Origin of the sequence: Pseudomonas sp. MSSRFD41 (assembly GCF_014230245.1) — a bacterium.
Taxonomy (GTDB): domain Bacteria; phylum Pseudomonadota; class Gammaproteobacteria; order Pseudomonadales; family Pseudomonadaceae; genus Aquipseudomonas; species Aquipseudomonas piscis.
Genome location: NZ_JACKZK010000047.1, coordinates 1 through 13,735 on the forward strand (window position 1 = coordinate 1; position 13,735 = coordinate 13,735).

Genomic DNA, 13,735 nt, shown 5'->3' on the forward strand with positions numbered 1-13,735 from the left:
AAGAACCTGCTGGTGAGCTACGACATCAATCCGTTGGGCTTCTTCTAAGCAGCGGCAAGCGGCAAGCGGCAAGCTTCAAGCGGCCCATGCGTGCCTTTGTCGCTTCTATCTTGCTTGCCGCTTGCCGCTTGCCGCTTGCCGCTTGCCGCTTGTAGCTTGTAGCCGCCCCTGTTGCCCCTACCAAGGCACCCCGCCAACCGGTGCCAAAGTAGCATTCGGTCCTGCCGGCCACCGTGCATTAATGCGGTTACCGGAATCCCCCGGCACGACAAGAGGATCGACCCCATGTGGCATAAACCCGCCTACACCGACCTGCGCATCGGCTTCGAAGTGACCATGTACTTCGCCAATCGCTGAGCCGTTCCGCTCCGGCCGCTGCTGGTGGCGGCCGGAGTCTTCTGTCTTCGGAGCACTCCATGCATATCCGCATCCTCGGTTCCGCGGCGGGCGGCGGTTTCCCGCAGTGGAACTGCAACTGCCGCAACTGCGCCGGTGTGCGCAATGCCAGCCTGCGGGCCCGGCCGCGCACGCAATCGTCCATCGCCCTGAGCGACCACGGCGTGGACTGGATCCTGTGCAACGCCTCGCCGGACATCCGCGTGCAACTGGCGTCTTTTGCGCCCTTGCAACCGGCACGGCGGCTGCGCGACTCGGCGCTGGCCGGGGTGATCCTGCTGGACAGCCAGATCGATCACTGCACCGGCTTGCTCAGCCTGCGCGAAGGCTGCCCGCAAAAGGTCTGGTGCACCGAGATGGTCCATCAGGACCTGTGCAGCGGTTTCCCGCTGTTCAACATGCTCAGTCATTGGAACGGCGGCCTGGCCTGGCAGCCGATCCACCTCGATGGCCGCGCCTTCAGCGTGCCGGCCTGCCCGGACCTGCTGTTGCGGGCGATTGTCCTGCGCAGCAGTGCGCCGCCGTATTCGCCCCATCGCGGCAACCCCCATCCGGGGGACAACATCGGCCTGTTCGTCGAGGACCGGCGCAGTGGCGCCAGCTTGTTCTACGCCCCGGGCCTGGGCCAGGTGGACCCGGCCCTGTTGGAGTGGATGGGCCGCGCCGACTGCCTGCTGGTGGACGGCACCTTGTGGCGCGATGACGAGATGCGCCAGTGCGGGGTCGGCGACAAGCTCGGCAGCGAGATGGGCCACCTGGCGCAAAGCGGTCCGGGCGGGATGCTGCAGGTGCTGGAGGCGTTCCCAAGGGCGCGCAAGGTGCTGATCCACATCAACAACACCAACCCGATCCTCGACGAGGACTCGGCCGAACGCGCGGAACTGACCCGCCGTGGCATCGAGGTAGCCCACGACGGCATGGACCTGCACCTGTAGCCGCTGCCGAGCCCGCGAAGCTGCGAGCGGGTGCGCAGCGCCCGCCAACCAGGCGCCGCGGTGCACCCGGCCGATCGTACAACCCGATCGGGCGACCCGTGCCGGAGCCTGCGGCAGCGTCCGCCCACCCACGAGGCGAGGTACACCATGGTCGGATTGCATTCGTCCGGCGATGCTTTAGGCTGGCGTTCTTTCCAGAACAATAAGAAAACAGGCTTTTGCCATGGGCCAGAATCTCAGTCTGCTGCGCAAGTTCGTCTCCCCGGAAATCATCTTCGGCGCCGGTTGCCGGCATAACGTCGGCAACTATGCGAAGACCTTCGGCGCGCGCAAGGTCCTGGTGGTCAGCGACCCCGGGGTGATCGCCGCCGGCTGGGTCGCCGATGTCCAGGCCAGCCTCCAGGCCCAGGGCGTGGAGCACTGCCTGTACAGCGCGGTGTCGCCCAACCCGCGGGTGGAGGAGGTGATGCAGGGCGCCGAGGTCTACCGGGAAAACGCCTGCGACGTGATCGTCGCCGTCGGCGGCGGCAGTCCCATGGACTGCGGCAAGGGTATCGGCATCGTGGTGGCCCACGGGCGCAGCATCCTGGAGTTCGAAGGGGTGGACATGCTCCGCATGCCCAGCCCGCCGCTGATCATGATTCCCACCACCGCCGGGACCTCGGCGGATGTCTCGCAGTTCGTCATCATTTCCAACCAGCAGGAACGGATGAAGTTTTCCATCGTCAGCAAGGCGGTGGTTCCCGATGTGTCGCTGATCGACCCGCAAACCACCCTGGGCATGGACCCGTTCCTTTCCGCCTGCACCGGCATCGACGCCCTGGTGCACGCCATCGAGGCGTTCGTCTCCACCGGCCACGGCCCGCTCACCGATCCCCACGCCCTGGAGGCCATGCGCCTGATCAACGGCAACCTGGTGCAGATGATCGCCAATCCGCAGGACATCGCCCTGCGCGAGAAGATCATGCTCGGCAGCATGCAGGCCGGGCTGGCGTTTTCCAATGCGATCCTCGGTGCGGTACATGCCATGTCCCACAGCCTCGGCGGCTTCCTCGACCTGCCCCACGGGCTGTGCAACGCGGTGCTGGTGGAGCACGTGGTGGCGTTCAACTACAGCTCGGCGCCGGAGCGTTTCAAGGTGATCGCCGAGACGTTCGGCATCGACTGTCGCGGCCTCAACCAGCAGCAGATCTGCCGGCGCCTGGTGGACCACCTGATCGCGCTCAAGCAGGCCATCGGCTTCCACGAGACCCTGGGCCTGCATGGGGTCAGCAGCAGCGATATCCCGTTCCTGTCGCGCCATGCGATGGACGACCCGTGCATCCTCACCAATCCCCGGGAGTCGAGCCAGCGCGATGTCGAGGTGGTCTATGGCGAGGCCCTCTGACGAGCAGCAACGGGCCCTGGCCGGGCTGCTGGGCCTGGGCAATCACTCGGCGCGCAAGAGCCACTACCCGGAGCTGGCCGCACGCCTGGAAGACCTGGAAACCGAGCGCAACCGCTACAAGTGGCTGTTCGAGCACGCCGTGCACGGGATCTTCCAGGCCAGCCTGCAGGCCGGCATGCGCGCCGCCAACCCGGCCCTGGCGCGCATGCTGGGTTACCAGGACCCCCAGCAAGTGCTGTTTTCCCTGGCCGACCTGGCCGGCAACCTGTTCGTCGGCGGCGCCCAGGAGCTGGAGGCCATCGGCGAGCAGTTGCAGCGCGAGCGCAGCCTGCTGGGCTACGAGACCCAGCTGCGACGCAAGGACGGCAGCAGCATCGACGTGTTGATGAACCTGCTGCTCAAGCCCGATGAAGCCGGGCTGGTGGAGGGCTTCGTCGCCGATATCACCGAGCGCAAGCTGGCCCAGCAACGCCTGGAGCAACTCAATGACCAGCTCGAGCAACGGGTGGCCGCGCGCACCGATGAATTGCTAGAGGCCAACCGCGCGTTGCAACAGCAGATCCAGCGGCGCGAGCGCAGCGAGCGGGAAGCGCGAGAGGCCCGGGATGCCGCCGAAGCCGCCAACCGCAGCAAGGACAAGTACCTGGCCGCCGCCAGCCACGACCTGCTGCAACCCTTGAATGCCGCGCGCTTGCTGATCTCCACCCTGCGCGAGCGCCAGTTGCCCAGTGCCGAGCAACTGCTGGTGGAGCGCACCCACCAGGCCCTGGAAGGCGCCGAGGACCTGCTCACCGATCTGCTGGATATTTCCCGCCTGGACCAGGCCGCGGTCAAGCCCGATCCGGCGACTTATCGGCTGGATGAAATCCTCGCGCCGCTGGTGTCCGAGTTCCAGTCGGTGGCCGAGGCCGCGGGCCTGGAGCTGCGGGTGCGCCTGGGGGACCATGCGCTGTTCACCGACCTGCGGTTGCTGACGCGGATCCTGCGCAATTTGTTGAGCAATGCCTGCCGCTACACCGAGCGCGGCAGCATCCTGCTGGCTGCGCGGCGCCGGGGCCAGCACCTGCGGCTGGAGATCTGGGACACCGGGCGCGGGATTGCCGCCGACCGCCTGGAGTCGATCTTCCTCGAGTTCAACCAGCTGGACGTGGGCCGTGCCGCCGACCGCAAGGGGGTCGGCCTGGGGCTGGCGATCGTCGAGCGCATCGCCCGCATCCTCGGTTACCCGGTGCAGGTGCATTCGCGCCCGGGCCGTGGTTCGCGGTTCAGCATCGAGGTGCCCCTGGCCGCCCGGGTGCCGCTGCCCATCGGCCAGCAAGCGCCGCAACCGAGCACCGGCAACCCGCTGCCCGGGCGCCGGCTGCTGGTGCTGGACAATGAGCTGAGCATCCTGGACAGCATGGCCGCGTTGCTGGGGCAGTGGGGCTGTCAGGTCGTCACCGCCACTGACCAGGCGGCGGCCCTGGAGGCGTTGCAGGGCCAGGCGCCGGAGTTGATCCTGGCGGATTTCCACCTGGATCACGGCATCACCGGGTGCGAGGTGGTGCGCCAGTTGCGCGAGCACTTCGGCCTGCCACTGCCGGCGGTGATCATCACCGCCGACCGCAGCGACCAGTGCCGGCGGGCCTTGCAGCAATTGGGCGCGCCGCTGCTCAACAAGCCGGTGAAGCCGGGCAAGCTGCGTGCTGCCTTGAGCCAATTGCTGGGGCAGGGTGGCGCCTAGAGGCCGGGCTTGCGGCTAGTGGGGCGGCGGACTTGCGGCTAAGATGCCGCTCTTTTTTTCAAGGACGAAGCCGGCCCTGGGCTGGCCCATACCCATCGATGAAGCCGTTGTCTTCGTATCACCCGCTGCTGTACTGGTTGCGCGTGCGCCAGAAGCGCCTGGCACGCAGCCTGGCCTGGCGTTTTTCCGGCCGGTGTTATGCGCGGCCCGTAGCCGACAGCCCGCGCTTGCCTTATCGCTACATCAAGCACACCTCCAAGCTGATCCGCACATTGGGCGATTGCGACCTGGCCCTGCAGCACAACAAGGTGATCAACCTCAGGCTGGCGGTGGCCTGTATCGATGGGGTGCGCATTGGTCCGGGGGAGTACTTTTCCTTCTGCCAGTTGGTGGGGCGGCCCAGTCGCGCGCGGGGGTTCGTCGAGGGCATGGAACTGTCGTTCGGCGAGGCGCGCAGCGGTATCGGCGGAGGCATCTGCCAGTTGAGCAACCTGATCCACTGGATGGCGATCCACTCGCCGTTGCAGGTGGTGGAGCGGGCCAACCACAGCTTCGATCCGTTTCCCGACGAGGGCCGGGTGCTGCCTTTCGGCTCCGGCGCGGCGATCTTCTACAACTACATCGACCTGGTGCTGCACAACCCCGGGCCGCACGCCTTCCAGCTCAAGCTGCACGTCGGCGCGCACCAGCTCGAGGGCGAGCTGCTGTGCGAGCAACCGCGCGGCTACCGCTACCACGTGTATCAGCGGGAGCACCGTTTCGTCCGCGAGGGTGGGCGGGTGCTGCGCGAGAACCAGATCTGGCGCGACATCCGCACCAAGGGCCAGGATTCCGAGTTGGTGCGGCAGGAGTGCCTGTATCGCAACCGGGTCGTGGTCAAGTACCCGGTGGCCGATGAGTGCCTGGTGCATTAATGGCGAACGGTCGGCCAGGGGCTCGTGGCACGGCCCGCGTAGCGCCAGGAGTGGCCTGGGCGTATGAAACTTCCTGCTTGAAATGCAGATAATTCATCAATCCAGTTTTATTCAGAATCAGTCCTCGGACTTTCCCTGGCAATTGCACTAGAATGCGAACCGTTCGCCCGGTGCAAGGGCTCTTTACCGGTGCAAGGATTGCCAAGGCCAGAGCACTGGGCGAACACCTCCTCCTGATCCGCGCCCTGCGCACATCGCTTCACACTCTCTTTACTCAGCGCTCCACCCTCATCGAGGGTCGTCGTCTTGCGTGCCCCAGTCAGAGGGCCACCGGGTACAGTGCCACCTGGCGGGCCTGCAGCTCGACCCATTGCGGGCCGTCTTGCGATGCGCCCTGCAACGACAGCAGGACGATGGACCCGCCGATAGCCAGCACTGCGCCGCCATCGCTGTCCACCTGCAACAACTGCGCGTTGATCCGCAAGCCATCGGTGCTCCAGTCCATGCAGGGGGCGCTGCTGGGGCTCGCGCGCAGGTTGTGGTTCCACTGGAAGTCATCCTCCAGGGCGAGCTCCACCTCGTGCTCGCTGGCCAAGGGCGGAAGCGGCCCCGACCACTGGCCGCGTCCGTTGCCCTCGGCGCAACTGAAACCGACCCACGGGCCATCGGGCATTTCAGGATGCAGGGCGGTCAGGGTGATGCGCATGGGCAGGGTTTCCACAGGCCGGGAGATGAGTGGCGGCAAGGCTGCCGCAGGCGGCGCTGGCTGGCAAGGCACGCGACGGTTTTCGTTTGGCGGTTATTTCGTCGAGATCACCCGTGCCGAGCCGCCGCTGTTCTTCGTCCAGGTGCGCCATGCCAGCGGCGACCTGTGGGATGAAGGCTGGGTGCGCTACGAAGATGGCGACGGCGGCCCGCTGACCGCCGACAAGGTGCTGGCTTTTGATGGCGATGCGGTGATCTACCTGCAACAGCGCAAGGTCCTGGTCTCGCAGAAGTCCATCGCTCGCTAGCGCTCCGAGGGTGTTGGGTTCGGGGGCTGTGGGGCATAGGCATCCCACAGCTTGTTGCGGAACTTGTTGTGCGGATCGACCCGCGCCTTGAGGGCGAAGAACTCGTTGGCCCGGGGATAGGCCGCGTGGAACTGCTCAGGCGTGGCCAGGATCTGGTAGGGCAGGTAGTAGCTGCCGCCGTGGCGGATGGCGCTGTCCACCAGGGACCGGGTCCACTGGCGCACCTCATCGCGGGCGGTCGGGCGGGTGTCTTGCTGGTAGTACAGCACCAGGGCGAACACTTCGGTCCGGGCCCAGGCCAGCAGCGTACCGGGATCGGCCTTGGCGTGGCGGATGGACAGGTTGATCACATTGACCTTGTGCCGGCGCAGGGTCTCGCCCATGTCCTCGACGAAGCCTTGCAACTGCCCAGGGGGCACGAAGTACTCCTGCAACACGTAGGTGCGCCTGGCCCGGGATGCCGGCTCCAGCTCGCGCACGTCGAGGCTGGCCTCGTAGTTGCGCCAGACCACTTGCTTGTCCTTGAACACCAGCGGGTCGATCACCTCCTCGCGGATCGACTTGCCCATGGGCCATTGGCTCACCACCTTCATGGCCCGGCGTTCCTTCCAGTAGTTGCGGTCCAGGGGCGTGAGGCGTTCCTCGACCGTCACCGGCAGCTCGGTCTGGCGGTAGGACACCGCGCGCAGGTGCTGGTACTGGTTGGGGTAGAGCACGGCGTTGTGCAGGATCACCTGGGGATCATTGGCGATGTGCTGGAAGAAATAGTCGTTGTAGCGCTGCAGGGGCATTTCTTCGAAGGTCCGCAGCAGGCGCTGGTTGTCGCTCAACTGCAAGGTGGCTTCGACGATCACCCCCAGGCCGCCATAGCCGCCGATGGCGCCGTAGAACAGCTCGGCATTGTTTTGCGGGCTGGCCTCGATCACTTGGCCGTCGGCCAGCACCAGCTTGATCGACTTCACCGAGCTCACCAGTGGCCCATGGCCGATGTAGCGGCCATGGGCGTTGACGCTCAGGGCGCCGCCGACGGTGAAGTTGGCGTAGCTCTGCATGATGCTCACGGACAGGTCGTAAGGGTCGATGAAGTCTTGCAGGGCACGCCAGGTGATACCGGCCTGGACCGTGATTTCCTTGCGCTCGCGGGAGAACGCCAGGACCTGGTCGAAGCGCTGCATGTCGATCTGCAGCGCGTGCTCGGTGGCGGTCTGCCCACCCATGCTGTAGCGGCCGCCGCCGATGGCGATGGGCCCGGGGTGATTGGCCACCAGCTGGACGATCTGCTCCAGGCGAGTAGGTTGCGCCACCTGGTCGACCACGATGGGATTGAGCTGGGTGATGTCGTTGACGATTTGTTCGCCATGGCTGGCCGAGGCCAGGCCCAGTGCGGCGCAGAACAGCAGGCCGGTGCTGAATTTCATGGAACCATCCCTGGAAGACGCCACCGGCAGGTGGCGCAAATGGCGGCAGGATAGCCTTACCGCCGTTTCCCGGCCATGGATTCTTGCGCTTACAGGGCGGGCAGGCCCAGGGCTTCGGCGCACTGCTCCAGGGAGCGTTGCTGGGTCTGGGCGTACAGCTGCAACTCGTCGAGGGTCGGCCGGCCCAGGGCCGCTTCGAATACCTGGCGGTTGGAGCGCCCGGCGTAATGGCTCTGGCTGTCGTCGCCGAGGTTGGACTGGAAGATCCCGGCAGCGCTGACCGGCAAAAAGTCTTCGTACACCAGGGGCTCGCAGCCCAGGTGCCCGGCGGCCAGTAGCGCTTGCACCGTGGTCGGGCGACCGGGCTCGGTACGGGCGGCGAGCCCGGCTTCGCGGGTGAAATAGCGGAAATAGGCCAGGCCCTGCTGGCGCATGGCGTCGTGGTCGTCGGGAAACTCGGCGAAGTGTTGCTGCATCAGCTGGTTGTAGCGCTGGGCATTGGCTTCGTTGGGGAAGTCGCCGAGCTCGTCGCGGGCGGCATTCAACAGGCGGTCGTAGAGGGCTCGGCCTTTGGGCGTGAGGGCCGCGCCACGCTGTTCGATCTCGCCGAAGCGGGCGCTGTGGCTGCCCTGGTTGTGCACCTGGTCGGTGAAGGCGACGCTTTCCTCCAGGGCTTTGAAGCTGGTCTGGCGCAGCAGGATCGGGCAAGCGCGGCGCGGCGGGCCCTCGATCACCGCCTTGGGAGTGATGCCATGCGCGGGCATCAACCGCTGCACTTCGTCGATGTCCAGGGTGCGCGGGGTCAGGTGGTTGATGTGCGGGCCCTTGAACGCCACCACGTCGGCGATCAGCCGGTGCTGGGCACTGAGGTTGGCGTACTGGGCGGCGCTGACCGTGGCGTGGTGGTGCCAGCGGAAGGTCTCCAGGGCTTGCTGGATGAACTCCTCGGCGGCGTCGGCGGCCAGGCCGCCCTGATCCTCGGCCTGATGGATCAGCTCCAGCACCCGGGGGGTGAAGATCGTGCGCCGGGCCAGCACCTGCTCGGCGAATGCGCGCAGTTCGGGGTTGTCGATCAGCTCCAGGCGCAGCAGCGAGGTGAAGACCCGGAACGGGCTGACCTGCAGGGCCTGTTCATGCACCGCGCGAAACGCCGTGGAATGCACCGGCACCCCGGCGGGGGTGAGGTCGTAGTAGCCCACCGGCTGCATGCCCATCACGGCGAACAGGCGCGCCAGGGTCGCCAGTTCGGCGGCGGTGCCGACGCGGATCGCACCATGGCGCTCCAGGTCCAGGCGCTGCAATTCGCCGGTGTGTCGCAGATGCCGGGCAATGGCCGGTTGTCGCTCCAGCACCTGGGCGTTGACCTGGGCCACCAGTTGCATCAGGTCGCCATACAGCGGCACTTCCTCACGGTACATATCCGACATCGCCCGGGAAAATCCCTGGCGGATCAGGTCAGGACTGACGAAGCGCTGGTTGCTCATGGACAAGGTTCCCGTGGCTGTGGATCGAGGCGTGGGTGGAGCGGGTCGGCCTCGATTCTGCGCAGCGCCGCCAGGGCTGACAAACGAAAGTTCCTCTGAACTTCATTCTGCAAACGAATGCATGGCACCAGGGCCGGGCGTCGGCAGTGGGGTAGGCCAAGAGCGCGCCACGACCAGGAAAGTGCTTATCGAGCGCGGCGCGGTTATCGCCAAGTATTCCCGAAGACTCGCGCCGAGGCTGGTAAAACAGGGCCTGTGCGAAGCTGCACATCGTATTTGGCGTGCTCAGGTCGGGCCATCCTGATGACCCGAAATGGGCGCTTGCGCGGTAACCGACAAGACGGTATCTACACGAAGCAGGGCCGCTCTCGCTGTGCGTTCAATCCTGCGGCGGGTGCAGGCGCCGGGCCAGTTCCAGGGCGGTGCGGGCGCTGGCGATACCGGGGACCAGCTGGGTGAAGGGGATGTCGATCAGGCGTTGCTCGCGCACTGCCCGCAGTCGCGACAGCACCGGATCGCCCTGTAGCAGGCGGCGCTTGCGCGCGGCCGGCGACCACAGGGCATCGGCCAGCAGCATCACGTCCGGGTCGTTGGCCAGCAGGGTCTCGCTGTCCACCACCAGGCGCGGGCGGTCGATGGCGGCGAAGCTGTTGCGCGCCCCGGCGGCTTGCAGCAATACCCCGACAAAACCGCGCCGGCCCTGGCTGGCCAGGCCGTTGACTTCGCTGTCCAGGTAGAACACCGACGGCTGGGGTTGATCCTGGTACAGAGCCCGGGCCGAGGCGAGGTCGGTATCCATCTGGGCGATCAACTGCCGGGCCCGTTCCGGCTTGCCCAACAACTGGCCCAGGGTCAGCAGGTCGCGGCGGATGTGCCCGAAGTAGTCCTCGTCGTGTCCGGCGCAGGCCGATTCCAGCAGGTAGCTGCCGATGTCGATGGCGCCCAGGCGCTCGCGCGAGCTGAAGTTGTTGGGGAAGGCCGAGGCGAAACCGCCCACCACCAGGTCGGGCTTGAGGCTGTACAGCACCTCGGCCGACGGATACTGGCGGGCGATCACTGGCACCCCGTGGTACTGCCCCTGGTCCATGGCCTGGCCATCGTCGTCCAGGTAGGCGACGCCGATCAGCGCCGGCCCGGCGCCCAGGGCCAGCAGTAGGTCGGCGCTGTGCTGGTTGAGGGCGACGATGCGCTGCGGCGTGCCGGGGCTGGGCCAGCTGTTACCGCAGTTTTCGTAGCTGCCGGCCAGGACCGGCCCACTGGCCAGCCACAGCAAGATGGCCAGGCACTTGGCCCGGGCCGTCCTAGGCATCGGTGGGTACTCCATAAGGGGTGGCGATCTGCAACTGGGCGACGGGCTCTCCGGCCAGCAGGTGCCCCTCCACCAGTTGCAGCACCTGGCTGTCGTTCTCGACCCGGTACCAGCAGCCATCCGGGTGCACGGTGAGTACCGGTCCCAGGTTGCAGGGGAACTGGCAGGCGGTGCGGGTCAGCAGCACGCCCCCGGGCTTCTCCATGAGGTCAAGGCGCAGCAGCTCGCGACGCAGGGTCTTCCACAAGGGCAGGGCGCCACGCCGGACGCAGCGCGGGCCGGTGCAGAGCAATACCTGGCGGGCGTGGGGCGGCACCTGCGACCAGTCCGGATCGCTGGCCACCGGGTTGACCTGGTCGCATGGCAGGTGGCGTTCGCGCTGGGCGATGCTGGCCCAGGCCAGGGCCGCATCCAGCCCCCGGCGCCCCAGGGCCTGGGCGGTGACCCACAGCCGTGGCGCCTGGGAGTGGGCACGGGCGCGGCGTCCCAGCTCATCGCGCAGCCAGTCCAGGTAGGCGCTGTCGGAGCTGGGCTCCAGGTCCACCACCAGCAACGCCGCGCCAGCCTTGGCCAGCGTTTCGTCCAGGGCCGCCCAGAGACTGTCGAAGCCATCCAGGGTATCGATCACCCGGGTCTCGACGCTGTCGTCGCGCAGGCCTTCGAGCTCGCGACAGAAGGCCTGGCCGAGGGCGCCACCCAGCAGGCCGGGACCGACGAACAACACCCGTTGATAGTGTTCATGCATGTCGGTCGGCCTCAGAAGCGGTAGGTGTAGCGCACTTCGGTGGTGAAGGGGCGCCCCAGGTTGTCCAGCGCCGGCCTGTCGCTGGTCATGCTGGTGGTGTAGTCGCGGTCGAACAGGTTCTCCACCAGCAGGCTCAGGCGATGCTGCTGGGCCGTGTCGAGGTAGCGATAGGCATCGGCATCCACCACCGAGTAATGGCCGTAGTCCACTTTCTTCGAACTCTCGACCTGGCCGATATAACGGATCGCGCCGCCCACGCCCCACATACGATCCTGCGATTCGAAGCCCAGGCGCGAGCGGGCGAAGAACCCGGGGATGTTGCTCAGGGTCACGTGGCGTGATTCGACCAGGTTGCGGGTCATGTCGGCGGACAGGTTCCATTGCGGGCTGAACTGCCAGCGTCCATCCACCTCGATGCCCCGGACCCTGACCTGGCTGTCACCGTTGACGAAATTGATACCGTCCAGGGCAATCAGGTCGTCGATCTTGCGCCGGTAGGCGGTGACGCTGGCATTGAACTCTCCGGCTAGCAGGCTGCCTTTGTAGTCCAGGCCCAGTTCGGCGTTGACGCTCTTTTCCGGCTTGAGGTGGCGGTTGCCTTTTTCATAGGGTTCGTTGGCGAACAGCTGCTCGGCGTTGGGCAGCTTGAAGGCATTGCCGTACTGGCCGCGCAGTTGCCAGTTGGGCGTGAGGTCGTACAGCGAGGTGAGCATGCCCACCGTGGCGCTCTCGCCGCCGCTGATTTTCTCGTGGCGCACGCCGATGCTCGGGTGCCAGTCCGGCAGGGCTTCGAACACCGGGCGCAACTGGGTATACAGGGCGTTGGCCTGGGCCTTGTTGTCGTCGATCTTGAGTACGTCGTCCTGGCCCTTGAACCACTGGTTGTCGGTGCCGAACACCAGCACATGGCCGCCGTCCAGCTCGGCCTTGCCTTCGGCTTGCACGCCCCAGTCGGTGAAGCCCCAGTAGTCGTTGTGATTGATGACCTTGATGCCGCCATCATCGTTGCTGTTGATACGGGTGTAGCGCGTGTCCCAATCGTTGACATGGCCCTTGACGAAGTAGCTGAAGCGCTCGCCCAGGCGTTGCTCGAAGGTGGCGGTGGCGATCTGCTGGACCCGGTCGTTGGTGGTCTGCTTGTTGTTCGCGGCGCGGGCGAAATCCAGGTTGGCGTCGGTGTACTGGTAGAACAACTCCAGGCGCGAGTCGTCGCCGAACCCCTGGATCGCCTTGGCGCCGAAGGTGGTCACCTCATAGGAGCGCTTCTTGTCCTTGGTGCTAGTGTTGTAGGCGCTGTTGCGAAACGGCTGGTAGCCGTCGGAAACGTTGTGGCTGACATAGGCCAGCAAGCCGAGGTCGCCCAGGCCGTTGCTGACGATGCGCTCCACCCGGGCATCGCCGCTCCTGCCCATGAAGCTATCCAGGCCCAGGTTGACTTCGCCGGAGGCGTCGCGGGTCTGTGGGCTGCGGGTGACGATGTTGATCACCCCGGACACCGCCTGGGTGCCGAACAGCAGGCTCTGGCCGCCCTTGAGCACTTCGATGCGCTCGATGGCGTTGGCTGGCAGGGTGTCCAGGTACAGGCCGCCGTACAGGCGGTTGTTCAAGCGCACGCCATCGAGCAGGATCAGCGTGTCATCGTTGCGCCCGCCCAGCAGCGAATAGGTGCCGTAGTCGAAGGGGCCGTTCTTGGGCGCCACATAGAGGCCCGGCACGTACATTTGCAGGACCCGGGTGATGTCGCTGCTGGGCCCGGCGCGTTCGATCTGCTGGCGATCAATGATTTCCACCTTGCTGCCGTACTTGGCCATCTCGGCCACGGTGGTGGACTCCACCGACGGGGCGGACACGAATTGCTGGTCGAGCTTCAGGGAGGTGTCGTCCGCCAGCAGCCAGGGGCTGAACAGGCAGCCGAGCAGGGCGCCGCCCATGGAACGGCGCGGAGCGCGCCAGTCGCGCGCAAGGGAAGTGTCTGTTGTTGTCATTGTTGGTCTTCTCGAAAGTGTCTTCGGGAAGCACGCAGGGAGAAGGTGGCAGGCACGCGCACGCGCCCACACCGGCCCATGCCCGCCCACCGCAGGATTGCCAAACAGATGCTTCAGGCCGGTCTCCGGGCTTGCGAGGCTGGCTGCATTCGCCTTCCCATACCTTGGGTACAGTGGCGTGTTGAATGCAGCACTCGCTTACCGTTGCGGGGGCAGCACCGGACTTGCCCCTGGGGCGCACCGGTTTCCCGTTTCACCTCACGCACGGCGGCGTGAGGCACCTGAAACAGGGCGGCATCTGAACATCCGTCCGGCCGTTCGTCAATCCTGTGGCCGACACGATCGCGCCCGCTGCGCAGTCATACCCTGATCGCCGAGCCCAGCCCCGCTCCCGTAGCCGCTGCTGAGCCTGCGAAGCTGCGCCAA

General features: G+C 66.3%; 12 protein-coding genes and 1 riboswitch. Of the genes, 6 read left to right on the plus strand and 6 right to left on the minus strand.

Features of this window, described 5'->3' with window-relative positions:
• Positions 1-285: 285 nt before the first annotated feature.
• The 5 genes from pqqA to H7A76_RS31810 all read left to right on the plus strand — a co-directional run bounded on the left by pqqA (position 286) and on the right by H7A76_RS31810 (position 5,355).
• Positions 286-357, plus strand: coding sequence for a pyrroloquinoline quinone precursor peptide PqqA (gene pqqA, locus H7A76_RS31790; protein ID WP_011060521.1), 72 nt, complete (start codon positions 286-288; stop codon positions 355-357).
• Positions 358-416: 59 nt separating this feature from the next.
• Positions 417-1,331 (plus strand): pyrroloquinoline quinone biosynthesis protein PqqB, encoded by a 915-nt coding sequence (pqqB, locus tag H7A76_RS31795; protein ID WP_185702193.1) that lies wholly within the window; start codon positions 417-419, stop codon positions 1,329-1,331.
• Positions 1,332-1,554: 223 nt separating this feature from the next.
• Positions 1,555-2,718, plus strand: a complete 1,164-nt coding sequence (gene ercA / locus H7A76_RS31800) for an alcohol dehydrogenase-like regulatory protein ErcA (RefSeq protein WP_185702194.1) — start codon at positions 1,555-1,557, stop codon at positions 2,716-2,718.
• Entirely contained in the window at positions 2,702-4,441 is a 1,740-nt protein-coding gene (locus tag H7A76_RS31805) for a NahK/ErcS family hybrid sensor histidine kinase/response regulator (RefSeq protein WP_185702195.1), read from the plus strand. The genes ercA and H7A76_RS31805 overlap by 17 nt, the downstream gene beginning before the upstream one ends.
• A gap of 98 nt (positions 4,442-4,539) precedes the next feature.
• Positions 4,540-5,355, plus strand: coding sequence for a VanW family protein (locus tag H7A76_RS31810; protein WP_185702196.1), 816 nt, complete (start codon positions 4,540-4,542; stop codon positions 5,353-5,355).
• Between the two features lie 319 nt (positions 5,356-5,674).
• On the opposite strand, the gene H7A76_RS31815 is transcribed toward H7A76_RS31810, so the two are convergent.
• The gene (locus tag H7A76_RS31815; protein ID WP_185702197.1) at positions 5,675-6,061 is read right to left on the minus strand and encodes a hypothetical protein; all 387 of its coding nucleotides are present in this window, start codon (positions 6,059-6,061) and stop codon (positions 5,675-5,677) included.
• On the opposite strand from H7A76_RS31815, the gene H7A76_RS31820 reads away from it, so the two are divergent.
• Positions 6,060-6,368: a hypothetical protein gene (locus H7A76_RS31820; RefSeq protein ID WP_260498136.1), complete on the plus strand. Its 309-nt coding sequence runs from the start codon at positions 6,060-6,062 to the stop codon at positions 6,366-6,368. The two genes, H7A76_RS31815 and H7A76_RS31820, sit on opposite strands and share 2 nt — an antisense overlap.
• Here the strand turns inward: H7A76_RS31820 and H7A76_RS31825 are convergent.
• From H7A76_RS31825 to H7A76_RS31845, 5 genes are all read right to left on the minus strand, one after another.
• A complete protein-coding gene (locus H7A76_RS31825) occupies positions 6,365-7,786 on the minus strand; it encodes an FAD-binding oxidoreductase (RefSeq protein WP_185702198.1) in 1,422 nt (473 codons plus the stop codon). The two genes, H7A76_RS31820 and H7A76_RS31825, sit on opposite strands and share 4 nt — an antisense overlap.
• Positions 7,787-7,875: 89 nt before the next feature.
• On the minus strand, positions 7,876-9,270 hold the full coding sequence (locus H7A76_RS31830) for a VOC family protein (RefSeq protein ID WP_185702199.1): 1,395 nt from the start codon (positions 9,268-9,270) through the stop codon (positions 7,876-7,878).
• Positions 9,271-9,649: 379 nt separating this feature from the next.
• Positions 9,650-10,579 carry an ABC transporter substrate-binding protein gene (locus tag H7A76_RS31835; protein ID WP_185702200.1) on the minus strand — a complete coding sequence of 310 codons (930 nt, stop codon included), beginning with the start codon at positions 10,577-10,579 and terminating at the stop codon, positions 9,650-9,652.
• Entirely contained in the window at positions 10,572-11,324 is a 753-nt protein-coding gene (locus H7A76_RS31840) for a ferredoxin (RefSeq protein WP_185702201.1), read from the minus strand. Before H7A76_RS31840 ends, H7A76_RS31835 begins: the two co-directional genes overlap by 8 nt.
• Before the next feature lie 11 nt (positions 11,325-11,335).
• Positions 11,336-13,255, minus strand: coding sequence for a TonB-dependent siderophore receptor (locus H7A76_RS31845; protein WP_260498137.1), 1,920 nt, complete (start codon positions 13,253-13,255; stop codon positions 11,336-11,338).
• 152 nt (positions 13,256-13,407) lie between these two features.
• Positions 13,408-13,609, minus strand: a riboswitch (cobalamin riboswitch).
• Positions 13,610-13,735 lie beyond the last annotated feature (126 nt).